The organism is Photobacterium lutimaris (assembly GCF_003025555.1).
In the GTDB taxonomy this organism is placed as follows: domain Bacteria; phylum Pseudomonadota; class Gammaproteobacteria; order Enterobacterales; family Vibrionaceae; genus Photobacterium; species Photobacterium lutimaris.
The window spans coordinates 185,431-211,880 of sequence record NZ_PYMH01000003.1 but is presented as its reverse complement, the minus strand read 5'-3'; the positions used below and the strand labels follow the sequence as shown (position 1 = coordinate 211,880).

25 protein-coding genes and 1 riboswitch are annotated in these 26,450 nt (G+C 46.8%); of the genes, 18 read left to right on the top strand and 7 right to left on the bottom strand.

Annotated features, from left to right (window positions below; genetic code table 11):
* Positions 1–87: 87 nt before the first annotated feature.
* From C9I99_RS09950 to hutW, 4 genes are all read right to left on the bottom strand, one after another.
* A complete protein-coding gene (locus C9I99_RS09950; RefSeq protein ID WP_107348719.1) occupies positions 88–483 on the bottom strand; it encodes a hypothetical protein in 396 nt (131 codons plus the stop codon).
* A 195-nt stretch (positions 484–678) separates the two neighbouring features.
* Complete coding sequence (hutZ, locus tag C9I99_RS09945) at positions 679–1,236, bottom strand: heme utilization protein HutZ (RefSeq protein ID WP_107348718.1); 558 nt, start codon at positions 1,234–1,236, stop codon at positions 679–681.
* A gap of 136 nt (positions 1,237–1,372) precedes the next feature.
* Positions 1,373–1,891, bottom strand: coding sequence for a heme utilization cystosolic carrier protein HutX (gene hutX, locus C9I99_RS09940; RefSeq protein WP_107348717.1), 519 nt, complete (start codon positions 1,889–1,891; stop codon positions 1,373–1,375).
* A 57-nt stretch (positions 1,892–1,948) separates the two neighbouring features.
* Complete coding sequence (hutW, locus tag C9I99_RS09935) at positions 1,949–3,334, bottom strand: heme anaerobic degradation radical SAM methyltransferase ChuW/HutW (RefSeq protein ID WP_107348716.1); 1,386 nt, start codon at positions 3,332–3,334, stop codon at positions 1,949–1,951.
* Positions 3,335–3,727: 393 nt separating this feature from the next.
* Between hutW and C9I99_RS09930 the strand changes: the two genes are divergently transcribed.
* The 15 genes from C9I99_RS09930 to C9I99_RS09860 all read left to right on the top strand — a co-directional run bounded on the left by C9I99_RS09930 (position 3,728) and on the right by C9I99_RS09860 (position 18,535).
* Positions 3,728–4,468: an energy transducer TonB gene (locus C9I99_RS09930; protein WP_107348715.1), complete on the top strand. Its 741-nt coding sequence runs from the start codon at positions 3,728–3,730 to the stop codon at positions 4,466–4,468.
* Positions 4,469–4,487: 19 nt separating this feature from the next.
* On the top strand, positions 4,488–5,171 hold the full coding sequence (locus C9I99_RS09925; protein ID WP_107348714.1) for a MotA/TolQ/ExbB proton channel family protein: 684 nt from the start codon (positions 4,488–4,490) through the stop codon (positions 5,169–5,171).
* Positions 5,168–5,590 (top strand): ExbD/TolR family protein, encoded by a 423-nt coding sequence (locus C9I99_RS09920; protein WP_107348713.1) that lies wholly within the window; start codon positions 5,168–5,170, stop codon positions 5,588–5,590. Before C9I99_RS09925 ends, C9I99_RS09920 begins: the two co-directional genes overlap by 4 nt.
* Positions 5,587–6,423, top strand: a complete 837-nt coding sequence (locus tag C9I99_RS09915; protein ID WP_107348712.1) for a heme/hemin ABC transporter substrate-binding protein — start codon at positions 5,587–5,589, stop codon at positions 6,421–6,423. Before C9I99_RS09920 ends, C9I99_RS09915 begins: the two co-directional genes overlap by 4 nt.
* 34 nt (positions 6,424–6,457) lie before the next feature.
* A complete protein-coding gene (locus C9I99_RS09910; RefSeq protein WP_107348847.1) occupies positions 6,458–7,495 on the top strand; it encodes a FecCD family ABC transporter permease in 1,038 nt (345 codons plus the stop codon).
* Positions 7,492–8,319, top strand: a complete 828-nt coding sequence (locus C9I99_RS09905) for a heme ABC transporter ATP-binding protein (protein ID WP_107348711.1) — start codon at positions 7,492–7,494, stop codon at positions 8,317–8,319. The genes C9I99_RS09910 and C9I99_RS09905 overlap by 4 nt, the downstream gene beginning before the upstream one ends.
* Before the next feature lie 334 nt (positions 8,320–8,653).
* Positions 8,654–9,661, top strand: a complete 1,008-nt coding sequence (locus tag C9I99_RS09900; protein ID WP_107348710.1) for a substrate-binding domain-containing protein — start codon at positions 8,654–8,656, stop codon at positions 9,659–9,661.
* Between the two features lie 197 nt (positions 9,662–9,858).
* Positions 9,859–9,963: riboswitch (cyclic di-GMP riboswitch) on the top strand.
* 124 nt (positions 9,964–10,087) lie between these two features.
* Positions 10,088–10,678 carry a TfoX/Sxy family DNA transformation protein gene (locus tag C9I99_RS09895; protein WP_107348709.1) on the top strand — a complete coding sequence of 197 codons (591 nt, stop codon included), beginning with the start codon at positions 10,088–10,090 and terminating at the stop codon, positions 10,676–10,678.
* 220 nt (positions 10,679–10,898) lie between these two features.
* A complete protein-coding gene (locus tag C9I99_RS09890) occupies positions 10,899–11,291 on the top strand; it encodes a DUF3624 family protein (protein WP_243734476.1) in 393 nt (130 codons plus the stop codon).
* 139 nt (positions 11,292–11,430) lie between these two features.
* A complete protein-coding gene (locus tag C9I99_RS09885; protein WP_107348708.1) occupies positions 11,431–12,018 on the top strand; it encodes a carboxymuconolactone decarboxylase family protein in 588 nt (195 codons plus the stop codon).
* A 12-nt stretch (positions 12,019–12,030) separates the two neighbouring features.
* The gene (lpdA, locus tag C9I99_RS09880; RefSeq protein WP_107348707.1) at positions 12,031–14,292 is read left to right on the top strand and encodes a dihydrolipoyl dehydrogenase; all 2,262 of its coding nucleotides are present in this window, start codon (positions 12,031–12,033) and stop codon (positions 14,290–14,292) included.
* Between the two features lie 20 nt (positions 14,293–14,312).
* Positions 14,313–15,488 (top strand): ABC transporter substrate-binding protein, encoded by a 1,176-nt coding sequence (locus tag C9I99_RS09875; protein ID WP_107348706.1) that lies wholly within the window; start codon positions 14,313–14,315, stop codon positions 15,486–15,488.
* Positions 15,489–15,543: 55 nt separating this feature from the next.
* Positions 15,544–17,274: an ABC transporter permease gene (locus tag C9I99_RS09870; protein WP_107348705.1), complete on the top strand. Its 1,731-nt coding sequence runs from the start codon at positions 15,544–15,546 to the stop codon at positions 17,272–17,274.
* Positions 17,271–17,930, top strand: coding sequence for an ATP-binding cassette domain-containing protein (locus C9I99_RS09865; RefSeq protein ID WP_107348704.1), 660 nt, complete (start codon positions 17,271–17,273; stop codon positions 17,928–17,930). Before C9I99_RS09870 ends, C9I99_RS09865 begins: the two co-directional genes overlap by 4 nt.
* Positions 17,924–18,535, top strand: a complete 612-nt coding sequence (locus tag C9I99_RS09860; RefSeq protein ID WP_107348703.1) for a CDP-alcohol phosphatidyltransferase family protein — start codon at positions 17,924–17,926, stop codon at positions 18,533–18,535. The genes C9I99_RS09865 and C9I99_RS09860 overlap by 7 nt, the downstream gene beginning before the upstream one ends.
* An 89-nt stretch (positions 18,536–18,624) precedes the next feature.
* Here the strand turns inward: C9I99_RS09860 and melB are convergent, their stop codons facing one another.
* The 3 genes from melB to C9I99_RS09845 all read right to left on the bottom strand — a co-directional run bounded on the left by melB (position 18,625) and on the right by C9I99_RS09845 (position 22,857).
* Positions 18,625–19,995, bottom strand: coding sequence for a melibiose:sodium transporter MelB (melB, locus tag C9I99_RS09855; protein WP_107348702.1), 1,371 nt, complete (start codon positions 19,993–19,995; stop codon positions 18,625–18,627).
* 309 nt (positions 19,996–20,304) lie between these two features.
* The gene (locus tag C9I99_RS09850; protein ID WP_107348701.1) at positions 20,305–22,428 is read right to left on the bottom strand and encodes an alpha-galactosidase; all 2,124 of its coding nucleotides are present in this window, start codon (positions 22,426–22,428) and stop codon (positions 20,305–20,307) included.
* 231 nt (positions 22,429–22,659) lie between these two features.
* Positions 22,660–22,857, bottom strand: a complete 198-nt coding sequence (locus C9I99_RS09845; RefSeq protein WP_133638231.1) for a hypothetical protein — start codon at positions 22,855–22,857, stop codon at positions 22,660–22,662.
* A 266-nt stretch (positions 22,858–23,123) separates the two neighbouring features.
* Here C9I99_RS09845 and C9I99_RS09840 point away from each other — a divergent pair, with 266 nt between their 5' ends.
* The 3 genes from C9I99_RS09840 (at position 23,124) to C9I99_RS09830 (ending at position 26,422) form a co-directional block, all read left to right on the top strand.
* A complete protein-coding gene (locus C9I99_RS09840) occupies positions 23,124–23,609 on the top strand; it encodes a VOC family protein (RefSeq protein WP_107348699.1) in 486 nt (161 codons plus the stop codon).
* 576 nt (positions 23,610–24,185) lie between these two features.
* The gene (locus C9I99_RS09835) at positions 24,186–24,821 is read left to right on the top strand and encodes a response regulator (RefSeq protein ID WP_107348698.1); all 636 of its coding nucleotides are present in this window, start codon (positions 24,186–24,188) and stop codon (positions 24,819–24,821) included.
* Entirely contained in the window at positions 24,818–26,422 is a 1,605-nt protein-coding gene (locus C9I99_RS09830; RefSeq protein WP_107348697.1) for an MASE1 domain-containing sensor histidine kinase, read from the top strand. Before C9I99_RS09835 ends, C9I99_RS09830 begins: the two co-directional genes overlap by 4 nt.
* Positions 26,423–26,450: the final 28 nt, after the last annotated feature.

Here is a 26,450-nt window from a genome sequence, read left to right as displayed (position 1 = left end):
ACTTGACGTAAAAATACGGAGGCATAAAAAAAGCTGATGAATAAACACCAGCTTTTTAAAGTATAAATATCCCCGGTATGGGTAAGATTACAATTTCACAGGCTGATTGGCTTTAAGCAACTTCATACCTTGAATGTGCTGGATAAACCATTTCACAATAGCCAGTACCGCAATGATAAGACCGACAACGGGAATGACCTGCAAGATCTTGTGCAAGATAGGGCTATAGACCCAGTACTCAGCCCCGGCAATGATCCCAGTGGTTGTCGCTGCCGTTACACCAAGCACAACAAAGAAAGTGAAGAAGTAGAAGAAGGTACGAATGATGGTGTAATAGTGGCTGTAGCTCAGCTCATCAGTGCCCTTGTTCAGCTTATAAGCCGAGTAGATAACGGCAATGATGCCTGAGATCATCAACGTCAGCGGGGTTAGGAAGCTAGCGATATACGCAAATCGCACTTCGCGTCTTGGATCGGTAGACATGACTTTATCCATTGATAATTATGTTTACCCTAATTATCACACGTATTTTTGCGCTATCAAGTTTGAACGTTGAAGACGCTGATCACGATCAAGCCTATCCGCTATAGTCTGTTATAGTCACTTAAAATAACAGCGCAAATAAACCAGCCTAGGTGAGCATCCTAGGCTGTTGTTAGATAATATCTTTTTAGGCCTTTACCGTTCTTCTGTCGGCTGAGTGACTTCGCTGCCGTCTTTGATACGACGGTGGCCTTCTTGTAGATGTACAAAATCCACTAAATCATCACCACTGACTTGGAAGGCTTGGCCAAAGCCCTTAACGAACAAGCCTTGAGTTGGTTCAAACCGGAACATTTTGAAATCTTCCAAACCACTTAGGCCATCAATAATTTCACCAAAACGCTCTTTTAGCTGTTCAACAGCAGCGAGCCACTTTTCAGTCTCACGCTCGACTACTACCACGTTGGCTTCGAACGTTAAACGCTTACGTGCATAAATGGTTTTAGATGAAGCTTCGTCTTCAATCATCATCAAAGAAACCTGAGGATTCTCCAGCAAATTCCGGGCGTGCTTGGCAATCTGGCTGATCAGCACGTAGTAGCCATCGTCAAGCAACGCAAACGGTGCATAACTTACATTCGGTTTACCATCAGCATCAACAGTCGCCAGCTGAATCGTCTGGCAAGATTGGCGGAACTCTGAGATTTCTGGGCCTAGACGGTTTTGAAGGCGCTCTTGCTTTACAGCATTCATTCTGACTTTCTCCGTTATTATACCCAAGCTACTTCAAGTTACTGGTTCATCGAGAATTTAGAAGCTTAGAAAACTCGCCCTTCGGGAGGGCGTCAGCCCATCCACTCCTGCACCTTGAGGAAACTTGGGTATATTATTATTTGAATTTTATTTTAAGTGCTTGGAATTTTTCAATCTGCTCAGGGAACAGCTGACGTTTTTTATCGCGACCTAGATACACTTTGAAGACACACTCACCGCCTTTAGCAAAGAAACCAATGAAGTAGCTTTCTTGCCCCATGAATGGCTTACTAACCAAACCGATATCTGTCACTAGATCTAGGCGAAGATGGCCATGTAATTCACCCTCTTTACCCATCAAATTGTAGTAACCACGCGCCTCTTTACCTTTAGGAAATGGGGCTTTTACTTCGAAAATTGAGGCCATGGAGTGAACGATAGTCGTCACCGGCCCCCATGTTGGCAAATCTTCCAAAATCGCTTGTGCATGTTCACCCGGTAATGCAACCACCAACTCTTCAGGGAAGGCCATTACGACTTCACCTTCAGTCACACCTAAAGTGTCTGCAATCGCCATTGCGTGCAGTTTCGGTTCAACGGCAAGTTGTTCAGCCACTTGGGCTTTTAGCGCTTCAAATGAAATTTTATCAAACACGATTTATCTCCAAGTACATCAATGTACAGATCTTTTAATAGGTTATATTTAATTCGTTTATGCGGCGACTTGCTTAATCGCACTCTGTTGCAAAACTTGAATCAACGACTGTGCCAAGGTCACAGACCAGAACGTTCCGGCTAACGTCAACGAGAGGTACTGATCTTCCATTTTCACCAAACCGTTCTTTTGCCATGCTTCAAACAAGGGTTTGCAAAATCCAAACAGATCTTGGCCAAACTTTTGCTGGAAATCTTTTGCAGACAGGAAACCGCGGTCAAAGCTGGCTTTAATTTCGGAATGTAATGCAGCCTGAGGGCCAGACTTCGTCATCATGGCTAACGGAAGCTGTTCAGCTTTAATTGCTTCGATATAAGCATCCAAGGTTCTGTGCTGCATGAAACCGAACCCACCGACGTTACCACCAGCACCCGCGCCTAAAGGCAAGACTTCAGCAGATGTCTTAGCGAGGCTGTTATAAATGCTGCGCTCTCGGTTATCACGAGCCCAATGGTTTCCACTTAACCGGCGTAGATGGTGCTGCGCCATAAAGTTTACGCCATATTCAAACATGGAGGCTTTAGTCGGCGTATCTGCAGGCTCAGGAAGGCGGCCTTGTTCTATCATGCCTTTCATCGGTGTCCCCCCCATCTCAATCAGCTGATAGAGATCAACACCATGCGCGCCACTGTCCAGAAAGTCAGCAAGATCTTGCTGCCAAATTTCCATATTTTGATAAGGCAGACCGAACAGTAAATCAATAACGATCGGCGCGGCGTTGGTTGCGCTGAGAGATTGAATACGTTCGATTACAGGTTCACGATCATCAAGGCGCTTCGCTTTGCGGCGAACGGTTGTATCAAAACTCTGGACACCAAATGAAAAGCGGTTGAAACCACCTTCTAGTGCACCGTCGAACATACGGTCATCGAAACGGTTGATGCGCCCTTCAAGGGTAATTTCACAGTCGGTGGTCAATGGAAAGTGAGCTTTCACCATTTTACCCAAACGTGTCACTTGTTCAGCTGAAAGATCCGTCGGCGTACCTCCGCCAACGTACACGGCCCGAAAGGGCGCAGCCTGGGTCCAAGCCATAGCAGCTTTCGCTTTCAGCTCTACCATCAACGCCGCGAAATAATCATCAATGAGTGATTGGCTAGAGGCATACTGAAAGAAATTACAGTATGTGCAACGAACACGGCAAAATGGAATATGAATGTAAAGGCAGCGGCTATTAGGGCTTTCCGGTACCGTTGAGAGCGCTTTCAGTGCTAAGCCCTGCCGCTCTTCCTCTGCGACTATTGACGACATCCCCCCCGCATGCGCAGAGCGCTTGTTGGCAAAGGCATACCGGAGTGGATCGGGCGTATGTTTTCCGACGATCCCTTCGGTTAGTAGTTCCGGCGCCAATACAGCAGATTGTAATGCTTGTTCTTCAATCATCTACTTCTTCGTCGAGCTAGTTTCCTAGCCCCTCCTCAACAGGCGAATGCCTGCCTGTTTCCCTCACTAGAGCAGCAATACTTTGCTGTTGATTTCTAGTACCACGTTGAGCAAACGAGATACTCAAGTCACTTCATTCAATTTGAAGTGACATGGGTATTACGACTTCCTTTGGGCTCAGCCCTATTTTTTGTGGAATGATAACCACTCTTGTTTGAAGGCAATCATAAGTGCCAATAAATGATATTGCAAATGATAATTGATATTATTACGATTACGTGGATAATGAGTGCTATTCTTGATTCGAAGCGTTAAGTGACAGATCGCTGATAAAGCGATTTTTCAACATTAACAAACACATATAGCATTATTTCGCATGGTTGGAGTTGAACAGTGAACGCAAAGAGATATGCCATAGCCGGTGCTATATCCGTGCTTGCCCACAGCCTATTACTTTCTGCTGTCCCAAACACAATGGCGATGGCGATGCCTGTTGGCACAGAGTCAACCAAGGTATCGCTAAACCTCGTTTCGGCACCCACGCCTCAACCAGCGGGGCCTGTTACAACCGAACCGCCTGCACCTAAAGCCCCTAAAAAAGTCGTCAAAGATGAGACGGCAGTGAAAAAGCTGGCCAAGAAAAAGCAACCTACGGCTGAGACTAAGAAGATCAACAAGCCCGCTCCCAAAACAAGCATTGATAAAAAGGTCGAGCAAAAAGTCACTAACAAAACAGAGCCTGTTGTAAACCCAGTTGAAATAAACAAACCAAAACCAGCACAAGAGTTAACTAAAGCCACTGAGCCAGTACCGACCGTTCAATCCCAAGCTGCATCAGGGGTAAACAGCGAGCCTCAACTCGTCACCAAGCCAACGTTTGCCACGCGCCCTAGCCCGGTGAAATACCCTCGTATTGCCAAGCGCCGTGGACTTGAAGGGCAAGTACTGGTTGAAATTTGGATTGATGAATCCGGCAAACAGGTAAAACAAAACCTGCTGAAATCATCCGGTACAGAGATCCTTGACGAGGCAGCAATAGCTGCAATTAAGCGCTGGCGTTTTTCATCCCATATTGTTGATGGTCAAGCTATTGCCCATCGCGTACAAATTCCTGTCCGATTTAAGTTGGACTAGCATCTAGTTGGATTCACTCATGGAAATGTTTTACTCCCTACAACATCAATTTGGCCTAATGACGGCACCTTTGCTGATTTGTTCAGCGCTAACATTGATGATCCTTCTTGAACGCTGCATTCAAGTATTGTTATGTACCGGCGTTGGCAGAGGAAAAATTCATGCACTATTAGCGAAACAAAGCCGAAATAATGAAGTAGGACTTGATCAACTAGCATCATCACTAAAGAACCAACGCCCTTTGCTATTTAAAGGCGTATCGATGCTGATCTCACACCGCCATTTCTCCAAAACCTTACGGGAAGATGCTGCTGGGATCTGGCTACAACAGAAACGTTCTCAGCTACGTTCTGGTTTACGACTACTTAGCCTTATTGGCGTGATCAGCCCACTGCTTGGCCTACTTGGTACCGTTCTTGGCTTGATTGAAATGTTCAAAGGTATTGCCGTCAGTTCTGGCTCAGTCACACCCAATGATCTTGCTGACGGCCTAGGTCTTGCCATGCGTACAACCGCTGCAGGTCTCCTGATTGCCCTACCCGCTATTACCGGCTCCCAACTACTGGGCCTATGGGCTGATAAAGTCACAGCAAAGCTCGAACATAGCCTTAACCACTGTAACCTATGGTTGGAAGGCTTAACGCTTGATGCAAATTGCCAACCTAGCAATGAAAGTCCCAACAATGTCGAGGCGGCATCATGATCCGAACTCACCAAGGCGTGACCAGTGATAACGATCTCAAGCCCGACCTGACCCCGCTGCTCGATATCATATTTATCGTCATGGTATTCCTACTACTGACTGCCAGCGTAAAGCTGCAATCGTTGGATGTCGAACTGCCACAGACAGAAACACAAGCACTGCAAGAAACACAATCAGATCCCATTACTGTCAACATCACCTCTACAGAGCCTTACTGGGCGCTACAAGGTGCTGAAATCGAAAGTTGGGATACCTTCAAGACCGCACTTCTCAAGGAAGTAAAAGCCAACCCAGAGAAGCCCGTTGTTATTGGTGCTGACAAGGCTGGCTCAGTTGAAAACATGCTAAAACTCCTCGCTTTTCTTCAACAAAATGAAATCAAGGCGACACAGTTATTAATGGAAGAGGATAAAGAATGAAGCGTTTTGCTCTGGCTACCGCATTACTTCTCGCTGCAAATTCATCATACGCCAGTGAGCGCATCATCAGCGCAGGGGCCGCAATTACCGAGCTTATCAATGCAATGGGGGCACAAGAACAACTTGTTGCCGTTGATATCACCAGTCAATCACAGGTTAAGGGTGAGTTGCCTGTCTTGGGCTACCACCGTCAACTCTCGGCTGAAAGCTTGATAGCGCTTAGCCCAACCCGTCTATTGGGTTCCAATGAGATGGGCCCTAAAACAACCTTAGATCTCATTCAGCAAGCAGGTATAAAGGTTGAGGTAGTCAACTCTGGCGAAACCGTTGATGATCTTCTGTCCCGCATTGAACAAGTCGGCGAGTTAACTAAAACTGAAAAAGAAGCCCACGCTCTCCAGGCACAAGTCCAGCAAAAGGTCGATTCCATTCATCAGACCCTCGCCCAGCAAACCGTAAAGAAAAAAGTTCTGTTCCTGATGATCCACGAAGGCCGTCCAGCGAATGTTGCAGGCCGAAATACAACTGCAGATAGCGTGATCCAACTTGCGGGTGCCATCAACCCTGCAGCGGCTGCTGTTGAATCCTACAAACCTATTTCACTGGAAGCCATGGTAGACATGCAGCCTGACATTATTTTGCTGAGTTCACGTACCCTTAGCCAAATTGGCTCAGTGGATGATTTGCTAACACAAATGCCTTTGCTGGCAGCGACACCAGCAGGTCAAAAAAAAGCGATTGTCACTATTGATGGAACAGCACTGATCGGTGGTCTCGGCCTTAAGAGCCTGAGCGAAGCAGAACGTCTAAACCACGCGTTCTACCCTCAATAACGGTTAACCGTTTATTTTAAGCACTATATCTATGATGCAGTTACAACGAATTCCCGCCAATATCGTCTTTCCAGTTGGTATCACATTACTGGTATTGGCTGTCACATCATCCATCGCGGTTGGCCCGATGAACATCAGCTTTGCCGATAGTTTTAAAGCACTATTGCCATTGCCATTGGATTTACCCGCCCATATTGAGATTGTCATCCATCAGATCCGCCTACCACGGACACTATTGGGTATGGCAATTGGGGCTATTTTGGCGCTATGTGGTGCCGTTATGCAGGGCCTGTTTCGAAATCCGCTCGCCGACCCCGGCATCATTGGCGTCTCCGGCGGTGCTAGCCTCGGTGCCGCACTTTCCATCGTTATATTCGCGCCGCTGGCTGCCAGTTTTCCGTTATTACTGACACTGGGCACCGTCCCTGTTTTCGCCTTCTTTGGCGGCGCAATCAGTACCTTCGTCGTTTACCAGCTTGGTACAGATAAAAATGGTACTTCGGTAACCATTATGCTGTTAGCCGGTGTGGCGATCGGTGCCCTGTCAGGTGCTGCACTGGGGTTAATGAACTACTTTGCTGACGATCAGGCACTTCGTGATCTCTCGCTATGGACCATGGGCTCGTTAGCAGGAGCAACATGGCCGGGGATTGCTTTGGCCTACATGACACTGTTCGGCCTGTTGGTTGCTTTTGACCGCAACGCTAATGCGCTCAATGCCTTCTTATTGGGTGAAGCCGAAGCTAAGCACCTTGGGGTTAACGTACAACGCTTGAAACGTATGCTGATTTTACTCTGTGCTGCAGGGGTTGGTATTGCCGTTTCCCTTACCGGTGTAATCGGTTTCGTTGGGCTTATCGTACCGCACATTGGTCGTATGATTTCAGGCCCCAACCATAAGACACTGCTGCCGCTTTCGGCCTTACTAGGTGCCCTGATCCTGCTCGTTGCCGATATGCTAGCCCGTGTCGTTGCCGCCCCCGCTGAATTGCCTGTCGGCATTATTACCGCCTTGCTCGGTGCCCCATTCTTCATTTACCTCCTTGTTAAACAAAAGGGTAAGCTGTCATGAGCTACACCGCCAACACACCTCATCAAGCTAACATAAGCACCGGAACTAACGTCGCTATCAACGCTGAACATTTGTCGCTGCGTCTTGGTGGGAAAACGTTGCTCGATGATTTTTCACTTCAAATCAAAAGCGGTCAGCTAACGGCATTACTTGGCCCTAATGGTGCTGGTAAGAGCACCTTATTGAAAGTGCTGTGCGGGGAAATGGAAGCCGAAGGCGAGGTAAATCTTTTCGGTTACCCTCGCCATGACTGGCCGACATCACAGCTCGCTCGCCACCTCGGTGTTCTGCCTCAGCACAGTTCGTTGAGTTTTGCCTTCACAGGCCAAGAAGTGGTCGAGCTCGGTACACTGCCGCTAGCACTTCCCAATGCCCAAGCAAAAAAAATTGCCCACGAAAAAATGGCAATGGTGGGTGTCACCGAGCTTGCTTCCCGCCTCTACCCAACCCTGTCAGGTGGTGAAAAGCAGCGGATTCACTTTGCCAGAGTGCTGACTCAATTAAGCCAAGCCGATGAGCGGTGTATATTGATGCTGGATGAACCCACATCGGCTCTCGATTTGGCCCACCAACACAACGCATTGATTGTGGCTAGGCAAATGGCAAAGGCCGGTGCCGCCGTGATCATAGTGATCCACGACCTGAATCTAGCTGCTCAATACGCAGACCGGTTGGTCATCATCAATCACGGTAAAATCCAAGCAGACGGTACCCCAGAGCAAGCGTTGACAGCAAAAAACATTGAATCCGTTTATGGTTGGCCGGTATGCATCACCCAACACCCTGTCGATAACTATCCTATCGTATTAGCAGCAACAACTTAGCCATAGAACATGATTATTTTGCAAGCACAATAGCGATAGCAACTCATGAAATTTGCAATTTGAGATAACAAACATTGCACTATCGGCCACACTAAGTAAAATGTGAACGCAAGCGATTAAACAATGCAACACATGCGATATGGCATGTCACGCATACAGCATAATTAAAGAAACGAAGCCGCCCATTCGTGATGCGGCCTTTTGCCGTTTCTGCTGATTGTACCCAACAGAACAATGAACTACTCGTAAAGTTAATGGTGAACGAGTTTATTGTTCTGTTGAGTAACGTATTAATTTACAAGGTTCTCTGACCTTTATTATTAGAAGAATAACTATGGCAACGATTAAAGATGTTGCACGTATGGCAGGTGTATCTACAACCACCGTCTCTCACGTGATTAACAAAACACGCTTCGTCGCAGAAGCAACCCAAAAGAAAGTACTGGCTGCAGTTGAAGAACTGAATTATGCACCCAGTGCGGTTGCGCGAAGCCTGAAATGCAACACAACAAGAACCATTGGTATGTTGGTAACCAAATCGACCAACCCATTCTTTGCCGAAGTGGTACACGGCGTGGAAGAGTTTTGCTACGGTGCCGGTTATACACTGATTTTATGTAATACCGAAGGTAACCTAGTCAAACAACGTGATTACCTGCGCATGCTGGCTGAAAAGCGTGTAGATGGCCTGCTGGTGATGTGTTCTGATCTCGACGAGCAGTTGTTAGAATTGCTCGAGCGCCAGAAAGACACCCCGATGGTGATCATGGATTGGGGTCCAGAAAGCCCGCACACCGATCAAATTCAAGATAATGCCGCACTTGGCGGTTATGTTGCCACTAAGTTCTTTATCGAGCATGGTCACAAAGCCATTGGCTGTCTGACCGGCCACAGCGAAAAAGCGGCTTGTCGCGAACGCCTGCAAGGTTTCCGTAAGGCCATGGGCGAAGCAGACTTGCACGTCAATGAAGATTGGATTATTGAAGGTGACTTCGAGTGTGAATCTGCTGTTGCTGCTGCCAAGAGATTCATCGCGATGGAAGAGCGCCCTACCGCGATTTTCTGCTTCAACGACATCATGGCAATGGCGATGATATCCACCTTCCAGCAAGCAGGAATTAATGTTCCGGAAGATGTCTCTATCATCGGCTACGACAACATCGATTTGGCGCCGTATTTCTCGCCGCCACTAACGACAATTCACCAACCGAAGCGTCGTCTCGGCAAGAGTGCGATTGAAATCCTTATGCACCGCGTCAAAGATAAGGATCACGCAACTCAGGTGTTTGAAATGATCCCAGAGTTGGTGATTCGTAATTCGGTAAAAAACTTAACTAAGTAACCGTCATCATTTACTTTTTTAGACTTAAAATGGAGACCTTCGTCTCCATTTTTTTCCGCTGAGTTCACATACCACCAACCATTTTTAGATGAAAAAATTCTTTCTAAAAAATAAGATTAGATCGATTTTTGGAATAAGCATCACATTTCCAAGTTGCGATCAAGTTCAAAAATATCTTCTGAGATATTCTTAAATTGTCACGAACAAGGCAAACCTATCGAAAGGTAGGGACGCAAAGCTTCCGGCCTAAGAGTCGTTGGGTATTTTTAACTCAGTCAACTTATGGTAGCGGGGTTGCCGATGGATATAGCAACTAACGTCAGGAAACTCTTACTTTTTCCTGACAGTGTAATGTGTTGATATTTGCTATCCTTGAATCCTCGCTCTGTTGTTAGGTGACCCTAGAATTTTTCACCGAGAAGAAGCATGGACAAACCAATTTTAAAAGAATCTTTACGCCTATTTAATTGTTTCGATAACGTTAAATCTCGTTCTATGTTTGGCGGTTTTGGAATTTTCGCGGGTGAAACAATGTTTGCACTCGTGGTAAATGACAAACTTCATCTTCGCGCCAACGCAAAAAACGAACAAGAATTTAAAAAGGCGGGACTTAAGCCGTATATATATAAAAAGCGCGGCTTTCCTGTTGTAACAAAACATTACGCCATTCCTGAAGAGTGGTGGAATGAAGCAGGGAAAATTATCGAACAAGCAACTCGCTCTCTTGATGCCGCTAAAGTTGATAAAGAAACCAAAGAGAAAGCATCACCTGATCGAATAAAAGACCTACCCAACCTTCGCCTGGCGAATGAAAGAATGCTAAAGAAGGCAGGGATTTGTACTGTCGACGAGTTATTGGAAGCAGGTGCCATCAATGCCTTTAAAGCATTGCAAACCAGCCATCAAGGCACGGTAAGTATTGAGTTACTGTGGGCGCTTGAAGGTGCAATTAGCGGTAGACACTGGTCGGTTATTCCCAAAGATCGCCGTTCAGAGTTGCTAGCAAAATTAAGCTAGATCAACAATATTCATATATAAAAAGAGATCGTTCAGATCTCTTTTTTGTATTTATTGCGCCAATAATACGAGTCAATAATCAACCATCGCAGTGACAGCTTTTGGTCAATTTTAGTGAAAAATTGAATCATCTCACAATGCTGTTTATAAATCGCTCAGCAGCCTTTTATTGCAAGCTCACGCTTGTAGAATATGCGAAACGTATTTTTTGGGGGGATTTATGAACTGTTCAAAACCTTTTCCAGGCCAAAGTGAGCAGATGTTCAAGGATAAATTTGGTAAATGGCCGCGAATTATGCGCTCGCTTGTTTTGTTCAGCCTACTTCCTCCGCTTGTCGCTTTTATCCTAGTACAGAATAACCTCACCACTTATCAATCACTTCAGTCTTTGCTGACCTCGGTTGCCAGTCTAAATGCCATTTTATTAGTGTGGGGACTGTTGCTCAAAATCAGGGCTCGCAAGTATTGGTATCGCAACTATCACATTGGAAAAACCATGCTTGTGGCGATCCTTCCGCTCATGGCATGCGGCTATATCGTGGTGACAGAGCTCTCATCCAGCAAGATTATCACTCAGTCCAAACCCCAAGTTGTTCAAATATCCGTCAATTAAATACGATTTCTGCAATTCATTGAAATTAATTGCATCCTAGTAGGGTCTTTGTCTTATAACTATCTGATAATTTCGGTAATAATTATTACCGTCACCCAGATAAGCTCACTGTAGCTTAATAAAGAGACAAGGGATCATCGTGCGCATTTCCACCAAAGAAAATTATTCGCTATTTATCAAGCCACTACTATGGCTGCAAAAACGCCATTACGGCAAGGTCCTCAACCCTGCAAAGCTATGGGGGCGACGCCCTGCCCTGTTCTGGCTCGTTGCCGGATTTTTTGGTTATTTAGACCGCCGCTCATCCCCATTAAAACCTGTCATCCGCTCACTAGTCTGCGTAAGAGTGTCGCAATTAAACGACTGTGAATTTTGCGTTGATGCCAATGGCATGAAGCTCGCCGAACGTTGTAATTCTATCGAAAAAATCAAAGCGCTTTCCACGTGGCAGCACAGTACACTGTTTGATGAGCAAGAACGCGCGGTACTGAGTTACACAGAAGCCATGACAATAACCGGGCAGCGCGTTACCGACGGCATGCTCTCAACGCTAAAACAATGGTTTGATGAAGATGCTATTGTTGACTTAACTGCTTTGATTGCATTTCAAAACCTTTCGGCAAAATTCAACACCGCACTCGATGTACCAAAGCAAGACTTCTGCTCTCTGCCGATTCAACCCGGTGAGCAGCAAGCTGCTGATGACCCTAAACAGACGGACAAATAATCGGAGCTAACCATGGACAAAAAAAAACTGCTGGTGATCAGTATTATTGTTTCCTTGATTGCAGTGTGGTTCGCATTCGATCTGGGCCAGTATTTCACCCTTGAGCAAGCAAAAGCCCAGCAACTGGCTCTGACCGACACCATTCATGCGAAGCCATTTTTATCAAGCATGCTCTATTTTGTCCTATACGTCGTTGTTACGGCCCTTTCGTTACCGGGTGCCGCTGTGATGACCTTACTGGGTGCCGCGCTGTTCGGGTTCTGGTGGAGCTTGCTACTGATCTCTTTTGCCAGCACTATCGGGGCAACCCTCGCCTTCCTGTTTAGCCGCTATATCCTACGTGATTGGGTGCAGGCTAAATTCGGTCATCGCCTGTCAGCCATTAATCGCGGGGTAAAAAAAGACGGTGCATTTTACCTGTTTACTCTTCGACTGATCCCCGTATTTCCTTTTTTCATCATTAACTTGCTGATGGGTCTGACACCTATCTCAACACGCATGTTCTACATTGTTAGCCAGTTGGGTATGCTCGCCGGTACCGCCGTCTACATTAATGCCGGTACTCAGCTTGGCCAGATCAACAGCCTTAGTGGCATCATTTCTGCGCCTGTTCTTGTTTCGTTGGCGTTACTGGGTATCTTCCCGCTCTTGGCCAAAGCGGTCATGCAAATCGTTAACAAGCGCCGTGTTTACGCAGAATGGGAAAAGCCAAGTCACTTTGATCAGAACATGGTAGTGATCGGCGCAGGGGCTGGCGGTTTGGTTAGCGCTTACATCGCAGCAGCCGTCAAAGCGAAAGTGACGCTTATCGAGCGTCACAAAATGGGGGGAGATTGCCTTAACACTGGCTGTGTTCCTTCCAAGGCTATTATCCGCGCAGCTCATACTATGGCGGAAATCACTCGTGCCAATGAGTTTGGTATAGAAACCAGTGAAGCCAAGGTCGATTTTGCCAAGGTGATGGCTCGCATCCATAACGTGATAGCCAAAATTGAACCTCATGACAGCGTGGAGCGTTACAGTAAGCTGGGCGTAAACTGTGTCTCGGGTGAAGCCACTATTCTGTCGCCATGGGAAGTCGAAGTGAATGGCGAGCGTATGACCACCCGTAATATCGTGATTGCGACCGGAGCACGCCCGCTGGTACCGGGGATCCCGGGTCTTGATAAGGTCAATTACCTCACTTCCGACTCTATTTGGTCTTTGACCGAACAGCCTAAACGCTTGCTGGTGTTGGGGGGCGGACCGATTGGCTGTGAGCTCGCTCAAAGCTTCCAGCGCCTTGGCAGCGATGTCACCCTCGTCGAAATGGCAGAACAACTCTTGATCCGTGAAGACAGTGACGCTTCAACGTTAGTGAAATCGAGCCTTGAAAAAGATGGCGTAGACATTAAAACAGGTCATAAAGCGGTTAAGTTCAGCATTCATACCGATGAAAACGGCCAGCAACAACAATCTGTTTTACTTGAAACGGCTGGCGACGAATCACTGACCATTGAGTTCGATGCCGTAATGCTTGCGCTTGGCCGAGTTGCCAATGTACAGGGCTTTGGTCTGGAAAAACTGGGGATCACCACCTCTGAGCGCGGAACCGTTGAGGTCAATGAGTACCTTCAGACAAAATACCCGAACATCTTTGCTGTCGGTGATGTCGCAGGCCCATTCCAGTTAACCCATGCTGCCGCTCACCAAGCTTGGTATGCCGTGGTGAATGGCCTCTTTGGTCAATTCAAGAAATTCAAAGCCGATTACTCGGTATTGCCAGCAGCAACCTATACTTCACCAGAAGTGGCGCGTGTCGGCATCAATGAAAAAGAAGCTAAGCAACAAGGTATTGATTTTGATATTGTTACCTATGGAATTGATGATTTGGACCGTGCTATTACCGATGGCGAAGACCACGGTTTTATCAAGGTGATCACGCCTAAGGGTAAAGACAAAATCCTTGGCGCAACGGTGGTTGGCAACAATGCCGGTGAATTACTCGCCGAGTTTACGCTAGCGATGCGTCATGGCTTGGGGCTCAACAAAATCTTGGGGACTGTCCACCCTTACCCAACCATGAGCGAAGCGGCTAAATATACCGCTGGAGCCTGGAAGAAAGCCAATGCCCCGCAGGGGCTATTGACTCTGGTTGAGAAATACCACCGCTGGATGCGCAAAGATCAACAGGTCGCAACCGACCAACAAAATGTCAATACAACGACCAGTGTCCAAGTTGACACTGTTGAAACACCTCCAAAGCGTAGCAGTGAAGGTGCGCTGAGCGAATAATAGGGATGGAAGACAGGATCATGAAAAAAGCACTCCTCGGGCTAGCGCTTGCGCTGGCCTCTGGCCTTAGCGCAACCCAAGCCGCTCCGGCAGCCCAGCAAAGCTGGGATGATGTAGTCAAGCAGGCGGATGGACAAACGGTCTATTTTAATGCTTGGGGTGGCAGCCAAGAGATCAATGACTATCTACGTTGGGCTGGTCGTCAATTGCAGGCGCAATATGGCGTCAGTCTAAAGCATGTCAAAGTCGCTGATATCGCCGAAACAACCCAGCGCTTGTTAGCAGAAAAAGCCGCCGGTAAAAGTGAAGGTGGCAGCGTTGATCTGGTTTGGATCAACGGTGAAAACTTCCGTTCCATGAAGCACAGCAACCTGCTTTACGGCCCGTTTACCCAGCAGCTGCCAAACTGGCAATATGTTGATACCCGCTTGCCTATTGATGAAGACTTCACCGAACCCACCGCTGGGTTAGAAGCACCTTGGGGAGTGGGACAGCTAGTCTTTATCCATGATAAAGAGACACTGAACAACCCACCGAAAAACTTTGCCGAGCTGCTCAGTTTAGCGCAAGCATTTCCAGGCAAGGTCAGTTACCCGCAACCGCCGGAATTTCACGGTAGCAGCTTCCTCAAGGCCGCTTTGTTGGAGCTGAGTAACGAATCGGATTCGCTCTACACTGCTATCGACAGTCAAGCTGAGCGGCAGCGATTTGAGCAGGTCACGGCCCCATTATGGCAATACCTTGACCAGCTCCACCCCGTCGCCTGGCAGCAGGGTAAACGCTTTCCATCTGGCACCAGTGAAACCATCCAACTTCTTGATGATCAACAGCTTATACTGGCGATTACCTTTAACCCCAATGCAGCCAATGCGGCAATTGAGAACGGTAATTTGGTGGAAACGGCACAAACCTATGCTTTTGAACAAGGGGCATTGTCCAACATTCATTTCTTGGCCATACCCTGGAACGCTCAAGCCAAAGCGGGCGCCCTGGTTACCATCAATTTCTTGATGAGCCCGGAAGCGCAGGCACGTAAAGCCGATGCCAAAATCTGGGGTGATCCATCGGTTCTCAAACAAGAATCACTGAAAAACAGTGGAACCCAAGGTTTTTCACTGTTTAAATCTATCCCTGAGCCACACCCAAGCTGGTTAACTGCCATCGAACTCGAATGGCAAAAACGTTACGGCAGCTAAAATTAAAAGGCTAAGCCTAAAGGGTGGGAGCTGACTCCCACCCAACGAGTAATTTATGATTCATCTGTTTTTTATTGTTGCAGTTCTTCTGTGTTTCTTGCCTTTATTACCGGGCATCATAGGGTTGAGCCTCTCTTCACTTTCTTGGCTCCCTACGCTGGGCTTTGAAAGCGTCAACCTTAATGCATTCTCCGAGGTGGTAACATGGCCTAACCTCACGACATCTATCGGTCTCAGCCTCCTTTCTGGGCTTGGCAGTACTGCGCTTGCCCTGTATTTCACCTATGTCATCCTTAAACGGTATTGGGGCACCAACCGCTGGCAGACGTTAGAACGAACGCTCTCGCCTATGCTCGCCATGCCCCATGTTGCTTTTGCCATTGGCTTCGCTTTACTGTTTTCGCCTACGGGCTGGATTTTCAGACTATTTGAAGCCTTAGGGATCGCCGATACAGCTGCTATCGCACTGCTCCAGGGAAACCTCATTCAAGACAACTATGGGATAGGCCTAATGCTGGCACTGGCCATCAAGGAAACCCCATTTCTACTGATCATGAGTATTCCAATTCTCAAGCAGCTTGACGTGGCCCAGCTCAGCGCGATGTCAGCCAGTTTGGGTTATAGCAAGTCAGAATCTTGGCGTAAGGTTATTCTGCCGCAATGGCTTCCTAAGCTGCGTTTATCCCTATTTGCCGTTGCTGCATACGGCCTGTCTGTTGTTGATATCGCCTTGATCTTGGGGCCAACACGCCCCTCGACCTTGTCAGTTCTTGTATGGCAATGGTTTAACGAACCCGACCTACTCCTTGTCCCCCGTTCGGCCGCTGGCGCTTGCCTGCTTGTGATGCTCACAGCAACAGGCCTTGGCTTTATTCGTGCTATCGAGTGGTTTTTCCTGCGCTATAAGCGACATTGGCTGACCCAAGGAGCAACCCCTTCTCAGCAAGTCACGAGAAAACCAACCCATCATTTGGCCTTGTATAGCCCGTTTATTGTGATCCCGGTGCTGATCATCCCATTATTGGTTGTCTGGTCATTTGCCCAACGATGGCGCTTTCCAGACTTACTGCCAAGCCGCTATAGCGGACGGTTTTGGCAGCAAGAGCTTACAACCTTAGCCGAACTTATGGGAACCAGCTTAGTGCTGGCGTTGATCTCCAGCATCATGGCGTTGATCTTGGTGATCACATGCCTTGAATACCGCCAGAAATACCAACGGGCTATCCCTGTCTGGCTGATCGCTATTCCTCTCGTTACCCCTCAGCTGTCCTTGTTGTTCGGGATCCAAATAGTCACATATTTAATCCCCGGTCAGCACTATTCGCTTTGGGTGATCTGGAGTCACCTCATTTTTGTTTTCCCATACATGTACTTGGCGCTCGATGGCGCATGGCGTAGCTATGATGTTCGCCTTGACCAATGCAGCCGAAGTTTAGGCCTAACTGCATGGCAAACCTGGTGGCGCGTAAAACGCCCACAAGTCCAGTCCGCTATCATTTTCGGCCTTGCCATCGGGATCAGTGTCAGCCTCGCCCAATATTTACCTACGCAGATGCTCGGGGCTGGCAGGATCAGTACGGTGACGACCGAAGCCGTGGCCCTTGCCAGCGGTCAAGACCGCCGGGTAATGGCAATTTACGGCCTTCTTCAAGGCGTTCTTCCATTGGTATTCTTTACGCTTGCGATTACAACTAATCGCCTGAGTTATCGTTGGCGTCACTATCGTCAACACTCTCGACAAATACCGTCTACATCCAATAAATCAAAGGAGTACACTCACGGATGACATTATCTGTGAATAACCTCGCAATCCAACTTGGTGATACCTCCCTTTTTTCACCTGTGAGTTTTGACGTTTGCCCTGGTGAGGTTTTCAGCTTAATGGGCCCAAGCGGTTGTGGGAAATCAACCTTACTGAGTGCTATTGCGGGACATCTCGTCAATGACTTCTCCTTATCCGGCGATGTAACACTCAATGAGCGCAGCGTCATCGCGCTGGCCCCTGATCAACGCAAGATAGGTTTACTGTTTCAAGACGATTTGCTTTTTCCACATCTAAGCGTGTTAGAAAACCTCATGTTCGGTATTCCACGCCATTACCGTGGTGAGAAGCGGGTTAAACGGGCCGAATCAACGCTCGCAACCCTTGGTTTATCGCAATTGGCTAATAAGCAGCCCAGTGAAATATCTGGCGGACAACGTGCAAGGATCAGCTTAATGCGTATGCTTCTCTCGGAGCCTCAGGCCGTTCTGCTCGACGAACCGTTCAGCAAGCTCGATAAAGCGCTGCGTAATGAATTCAGGCAGTTTGTCTTTGATCAAATCAACAATCGCCAGATCCCCACGATCATGGTTACCCATGATCGGGATGATATCCCACTGCATGGCCGTGTATTGGATTGGCCATGGACTAACGCTGTTCAGGAACAACAAGCATGCTAGATAGATACGCGATCAAGGTGATCCGCTGGCCACTTACCACGTTTTCGGCACTACCGGACAAACTCGGTATTACGGCAAACCAAGTGACCGTAACCGGTTTTGTCATTGGTTTATTTGCCCTACCCGCCTTAGCTTTAGAAGCTTACAGTTGGGCACTCGGCTTTATTGTCATCAACCGTATCTTCGACGGACTCGATGGTGCTATAGCTCGACGGCAAGGCATCACTGATTGCGGCGGTTTTCTCGATATTACCTTGGATTTTCTGTTCTACTCCATGGTGCCCTTCGGCTTCGTTTTGGCTAATCCAGAAGCAAACGCCATTGCAGGTGCTTTTCTTATCTTCTCATTCATCGGTACAGGATCTAGCTTCTTGAGCTTTGCTATCATGGCCGGTAAGCGCAACATCGAAAGTCCAGTCTATAAGCAGAAGTCGCTGTACTATATTGGTGGTCTGACTGAAGGGACCGAAACCATTACCTGCTTTGTTCTGTTCTGCTTGTATCCTGCACACTTTGCCACCATCGCTTGGATATTTGGCGCGCTTTGCTGGATCACGACTGTTACCCGTATTTGGGCCGGGTATCAAACCCTTAAAGAAGCCTAAAACAAGAAGGGAATACAGACCAATCACATAAACAAAAACAGCTACCGAAGGTAGCTGTTTCTTATCTACTGAATTGAAGCTTAGATAAATTACGCTTGGACTGGTTTTACATCAACCATGTCGTTCTCAACAGCATCTTTGTTGAAACCGTCATGCAAGCGGTAGTAGCGTTGGTAAACGATACCACTTACTGCCATCAATATGGCAGGCAAACCAAACATCATAAAGTTCAGCCCCATAATGGTATCAGCTGTTTGCTCGACATTTGGTACATAACCAACCACTGACAAGCCCACACCGACGATAAAGCCACCAGCAGCACCGGCGAATTTAACTAGCATTGTCTGCACAGAGAAGATAACACTCTCACTGCGACGACCTGTTTTGTACTCACCATAGTCAACAACATCGGCAAGCATTACTGTTTGTAGTGCGTTAGCAATACCCACACCGAACTTAATTGCTGCACCCGCCAAACCGATAAGTAGCGTACTGCCAGGGAACATGACAGCCATTACAAGCAAAATGATGCAAGATAGAATTGGGAAACCACATGCCATTTTCCACAAGTGCTTACGTGGAAGTTTAGCGGCAATACGAGGGAACAAGAACACACCAGCAACTTCTGCTGCACCCGCTACCATCATATAGACAGGGAACAGTTCTGGATTACCCAGTGCGTAAGAGAAGTAGTAGATAGCAAAGCCACCAACAAGCAGGTTAGCAATCTGGAATGATAGCACAGTACCAATCAGTGCTTTTAGCTGGTCGTTTTTACCAATAATGATAAGTACATCTTTGAAACTGAATTTTTCTGCAGGTTTTGCATTGGCCGGCGCTGCTTTTTCTTTTACGTTACGGGCAATCAAGAAAGCACTCATCACGAACAGTACTGCAATCAGCATCGCCATATTGAAGAAGCCATCGCCTTGGTTACCGTCACCCAAGACACCCACAATGTGAAGGCCGTAAGTACCGGTGATAAACCATGCTAGGCTGGCAAATAGACGTGGCCATACAACCAGCTTTTCACGTTCTTGGCGCTCGCTCGACAGCGCCGGGATCATTGACCAGTACGGGATATCCATAATGGTATATGTGAGGCCCCAAAGAATGTATGCAGCTGCAGCATAAAGGTATAGAGCAGGACCTTCGAACATGTGAGTGCTGAACAGGCCAACCAATACGATGGCATTCAGCAATGTACCAATCACAATCCACGGGCGGAATTTACCAAATTTTGAACGGGTGTTATCAACAATCACCCCCATCATTGGATCAGTAACCGCATCAAGAATTCGGGCTGCAAGGAAGATAGTACCCACAAAGGCAGCAGACAAGCCTGCAACATCGGTGAAGTAGAACATCAAGAAAATATAAATCGGTGCACATGCGAAATCTTTACCTAGCGCACCGAGACCATACGATAATTTGGTTTGTAATGTAATTTTGTCAGACATTTTTTATCCTTCATTCTGTTCCACCCCCTTTCCCTAACTAAAAGGGCGCGTACAGAGTTCATTATTGTATCTTTATTAATTAAGCTCTGGGCTCATTAGGTATATTAAGGATCTACAGAAGGATAACTGTGATCTAAGCCCCACCCATGGAAACGTTTCCATGAGTTCCATGAATAGAATGACAAAATGAGATTTCGATCACTTCGCATGCTTATCGCTATATTTTTAATGGAATGAAGTGCTGTAAGGTAAACAAAAAAAGGGGCCTGACTCGGCCCCTTTTATTCAAATAAAATCAAAGATAGATTTTTATTCCGTAACTAACCTGATAAGAATAGCGCTTTCTGCATCAAGGATTGGCATTGCGAGTCCCACTTTCTGGCACCACTCACCTGTAAGCGTTACCGGCTGTTGCGTCCAAGCAGGTTGCTGGTTCACCAAGCCTGCATGGAAGTTAGCAGGCTGATCAATCACCGATATGGTATAGGCTTTATCTGTATCTAGACCTGGGATCCTCAGCACACCACTGAGTGAATTGGTCGGCATCGCAAGTTGCGCCACCATGACCAACGCTTCGTTACCATCGTCGCTGACAACCGCTTTTGCTAACTGGGCATCGTGGTCATCCACCGGAATGCGTACGGACTTACCGCGATGAAGTAACGAACGATAAGTCTTGTGTAATTTGATATAACGCTCAAAGCCTGCTTTTTCTTCAACCCCTTCTTTCACAGGATCCAACTCGATCCCCATATGCCCGAACAAAGCGGTTAGTCCACGGAACTGGATATCATGGGTACGGCGGGTACTATGACAATGGCGGGCACCTATGTGGCTTCCCATCACTTCTGGGGGGAAGAAATAGCTGAACCCCCGTTGGATTTGCTGCCTTTCAAGCGCATCGTTGTTATCCGATGTCCAGAAACGATGGGTACGTTTAAGTACTTCGAAATCAATTCGGCCACCACCCGCAGCACAAGACTCAATTTCAACCTCAGGATGACGTTCACGGATCTGCTCTACCAATTCATAATAGCGCTTCACCTGATTATTCCCCGCAGCACGCCCTCTGTGTCCTGGTTGAACAATCTCACGGTTCATATCCCATTTGATATAAGCGATATTGTAGGCAGACAGGAAGTGATCCAGCCTCTCAAGCAGGTAATCAAACGCCTCTTCATTTTGTAAATCAATAGCATATTGGTTACGGCCCGTTGGCTGCTCGTAGCCTTCGATAGCCAATACCCAGTCAGGGTGATTGCGGTACAGATCCGAGTCCTTGTTGATCATCTCTGGCTCAAACCACAAACCGAACTCCATGCCCAGCTTATTGACATGACTGACGACCCCCTCAAGTCCCTCGGGGTATTTAGTTTCGTCAAGATACCAATCGCCCAGCGCGGCTTTATCGCCATCACGACCGCTAAACCAACCGTCATCAATAATGAAGCGCTCGACGCCCATTTTTGCGGATTCTGTTGCCATATCTTTGATATAAGCCGGATCGTGGTCAAAATATATGCCTTCCCACGTATTAAGGTGGATTGGCCGTGGCTTTTCACTGATTTGTGGCGCAAGAATCGACTCACGAACATGACCATGGAACTGCTGGCTCATGCGATTTAAACCCGCCGCACTGTGTGAGGCATACAGTACTGGTGTCACGAGAGTTTCGCCTGGCTGCAAAGAGATTTCACCTGGGAAATATAATGCCTCAGCCTGCACAACACGCCGTCCATCGGCTTTGACATCAACACGCATGCGGTGATTACCACTCCAGGCTAAATGGAAGCCCCAGACATCACCATCACACTCTCCGAAGCCCTTGGTTCCAGCAATCAATGCAGGATAATGTTCGTGTGATGTGCGGCCACGACGGTTTTCTTGCTGGTAGCCACCTTGAGATAAGGTTTGGCGCACCTGCTGAAACTCTTTCACCCAACGACCATAGTAGGTTAGTAGCTCATTGGCCCGCTCAGGAATCGGTAAGGTATTTGCCAAGCGGTTAACCTGATACTCCCCTTCCCCGGTATTGGTGAGTGTTTGCTTAAGTTGGACAACATCATTGCTATCCAACGTCAAATTTACCGTTAGCGCTAGCCCTGAAATAGGATCGTGGCTTTCAATAATAAGGCTACCGCTTTCGTGTGAAATAGACTTGATGGTAAATGCAGGTGCCCAGTCTTGCCCATTACGGTGACCTTCCAGTGCTGGACTACCAAATACGCCTCTTGCTAATTCAGGATGCAACGAAACAGGCACATCATTATCTAAGCGGCCATAAGGAACAGGACGTTTCAAAGCTAACTCAGCCCCTTTGGGGTGGCCTGAAATAGCCTCTCCCCAATAGAGGATTTCTGCGAAATTCCCTACTTCAACAATCAGTTCAGACTGCGTACCTTTCAAACGAATGATTTGCTTATCCATATTCATGGTTTCCTGTTAAGCATGAAATTTCACCCGATCATAATGAAATACCCGGCAGATACTGTGAGCCACCCCGCACACTGGAAACGTTTCCATAAATCACGATACCGTAACCAGCTTTTAAGCAGGACTGTGCTTTTATTTGAAAATCATTCCTGCCAAAGAAAGGGATATCCTAAGAGGTATGAAATAAACGGAGTCAGAAGTGACCCCGTAACAGGAGGCTATACAATATTGTTAATACGTCGGCTGAGCTTTCTTATCGGTTACTTCTCTCTTCAACTCATTACACTCGGTAATTAACAAGTGTTTATGAATGAGCTTACCATCAATCACACAGGGGACGCTCGGAATCCCCCCAGTACCAGAGCCTCCCCCGGCCTGTACCGAAACGCTGAAAAACATAATTACCAGTAAACCAATTAGCTTTTTCATGAAATTAACCTGCATAAGTAAAAGGCATCTATAAGGATAGATGTTTTTTGCTAACCAGTGCATACAATGACCTGGCAATAGTTTGGTGATGTGATGGGTTGTCAGTTATGTGCGGCTTCGGTTCGCCGACACTAAATTTGACATCTTAAGATAAATTTTAATTATCATTTTTATAATTATCGATAATTTCAATTAATAACCATCCATACATATACTCTCTCCATCGAAACAAATCACGTCACAATCATCTGAGTCTGGAGCAAATTATGAAAATGAATCACGTTGGTATCATGGTGGGCGATATGGATAAAGCGGTAGAGTTTTATACCAATGCTCTTGGCCTAAAAATCGTCATGAACAACACCAAAGTTATTGAAGAACGTGAAACCGCTATCGGTAGAATGTGTATCGCGGTATTTGGCGAAGGCTTTAAGGGCTTTAACATTGCCCATCTCGTAACAACAGATGGTATCGGGGTCGAGCTATTTGAAATGAAAGCGCGACAGGAACGCCACGAGGTCGATTTCTCTCGTCTTGGTATTTTCCATTTCTGCCTTCAGACCGATGATTTCGCTGGTGTAATTGATAAAGTAGAAAAATTCGGTGGTAAAGTACGTATGGACATCATGCGCTACCACCCAGAAGATGATAACAAACCAGCCAAAATGGTTTATCTAGAAGACCCATTTGGCAACCTATTTGAACTTTACTCACACACTTACGAAGAAACTTACGCTTCTGATTACGAGTAAATGTTCGCAAAAACATCAACAAAGGATTGGCTCAATGCCAATCCTTTTTTTGCATTCGGACACTCCCTGCTGATGACGACTCACTTTGTATCACCGCTCCCTATCATCCCATTGATACTGTTAGTAATATGGTCGAAATAGTCGAATACTTCTGAGTATCGCACGTTACCAAAAAGGCCAATACAAAATAACGATGTTTTATTCATACCATTTCTCCTATATCAAAATAAGGAAAAGGTTAAATATGGTGGTAATTGCATAAATAATCGTGACACTACATCGCTTTCAAAGAGCAAGTATTAATGCTTATATATCAGCAGCTTAAACCCATGGCTTCACTTTCAAGCCATTATCGTCAATAAAATGGCTAACCGTTAAACTCTTATTGAACAATGGCTATGATCTAAGTATTAAATATACCCGTTATAAATACCCGCATCTTTGCCGTGCAATTATTGAATGCTCACATTTAGCGCTCAACTTTAGAGACAGCTCTCACACCTTCATCCGTGTTTTGTGCATTATTGTCATTACATTGGTAATTTCCTTTTTTTAAGAATTATGTAGGTTGGAAATATGACTTCTGTCGCCTTAGTTGATGACCATATTGTGGTCCGCTCAGGTTTCGCTCAATTGCTGTCAATGGAACCAGATATTCAAATTCACAGTGAATTCAGCAATGCTCGTGATGCATTTCGAGGACTGTCTGATTCTGATGTCGACGTCGCAGTGATCGATATTTCGATGCCGGATGAAAGCGGGCTGATTCTGCTAGAAAAACTGCGTAGAAAACACCCTCATTTTAAAGCCATCATCCTCAGTATTTATGACTCCGCCTCCTTTGTCAGCAAAGCAATTGAAGCCGGAGCTTATGGCTATCTATCTAAACGCTGTGGCCCTAGCGAGCTCGTTAAAGCAATACGCACCGTCGCTAATGGCGACCGCTACCTTTGTGCTGATGCTCTGGTCAACCTCAGCAATGCATCGGCAGGGCCCAACGTATTGCAAGATCTCACCAAACGAGAGCGCGAAGTGTTCGATCACCTGATCCTAGGCAAGGATGTCAAAGAAATAGGCAGTGAACTGTATATCAGTCATAAGACCATACACGTCCATCGGGCAAATATTCTTAGCAAACTCAATCTTTCCAATAATGTTGATCTCATTCGCTTCGCCCTCCAGCATAAATTGCTCACTGATGGGCCAGTATGAACGAAATAACCCGGCAACGGCATCTGCCACAGCTCATCCTGACGCACGGCTTTAGCTATGCTTTCGCTCTGGTTTTGTACACCATCAGCTGGTTTTGCCTCTGGAATATCAGCCGCTACCTGGTACCAGATCTTCTTTTAGCGGGCCTTTTTCTTCCCACAGGACTCAAGTTAGCCGTCTATGCCCTAAGCCCACGCCGCTATTGGCTGTTGTTTACCCTTGCAGAAGCAGGACTGATCGCGCTAATGCTTCCCGTTATTAGTGATAACAGCGTGCTCTACCTGCTCATGATGTTCTCCTTCTTTTGCCATGCTTCAGCCATCGCGTTTCACCCTATATGGCACAAGTTCGATGTGTACTGGAAACAAATTCTGGCGCTGTGCTGCTTTGCTTTTGCTTACTCCTGCATCTGTGGCATCGCCCTTTTGCTGGTCACCAAACCCATTGGTTTCGGCTTTGATTACGTGCTGGAAGGTGCCGTCTCAGCATTCACCGGCGGCATCTTGCTAACGCCCTTTTTCTTCCTGCTTTACGACTATTTGCATCGCCAGATATGGCAACCTCTCAGCCCCAAGCTTGTACATCAGGAGGTAACACTTCGCAGCTCTGCATTTATCTGGTGTCTGGTGTTTTTCACCATCGGACTCGTGGCAGAGTTGACCTTGCTAGAAGAAATGAAATCTCTTTCGCTACTCTTGTTCCTGCTGCCCAATATTTTTATGGCTTATCGCTATGGTTGGCAAGGTGGCGTACTGGCAAGTGTAATGAACAGTATCCTTCTTGCCACTGCTCGCCAAATCTCTGGCTCCTTTGATACCGACCTAGAATTACAAAGCTTTATTGCCACGCAAGCACTTATTGGATTGGGGCTAGGTATCGCTATCAGCCGTCAGTACCTACTTTCCCAGCAACTGAAACAGGCCAATAAAGAGCTGCAAAAGGAGCTGTTCTTCAAGAAACAGCTTGCGCGGCAGCTGGTCCATGTTGAAGAAGATATTCGCAAATCCGTCGCAAGAGAATTGCACGATGAAATCGGCCAGAATATTACCGCCATTCAAATCCAATCAATGTTGGCTAAAAGGTTGGCTGAAAACGCTGAAGCCGAAAAAATCGCTACGACGACGAACGACCTCGCCATGCGAATTCACTCCTCCACCCGCCAACTGTTAAAACAACTTCGCCCACAGGCATTGGATGAGATGGGGCTAGAGTTAGCCATTCGTCAATTAGCTACGGAGATGCGCTTTCGAGAACGAAATGTCGATTTTAAGCTCAATTTTGGCATTTTGGCTGAACGCTTGGATGAGGTAACAACGGTTACCCTTTATCGTGTAATACAAGAGCTGCTCAATAATATCTGTAAACACGCTCATGCAACTGAGGTTCAGCTCACCTTGGTTCCGGGGAGCCAGTTCAGTTTAGAATTGCGTGATAATGGTGTCGGTCTACCGAAACACTGGCGGGAGAAAGGGCAAGGATTACGAGGCATTGAAGAGCGAGTACAGGCTCTTGGAGGTCAACTGACGATTCAAAGCAGTTCGCTTGGTAGCCGTATAATTGTTAACTTGCCCACAAAACCCGAGCCCCTTCAATCAAACTAGGAATTTTTCCTAGTCATTTATGAAACTG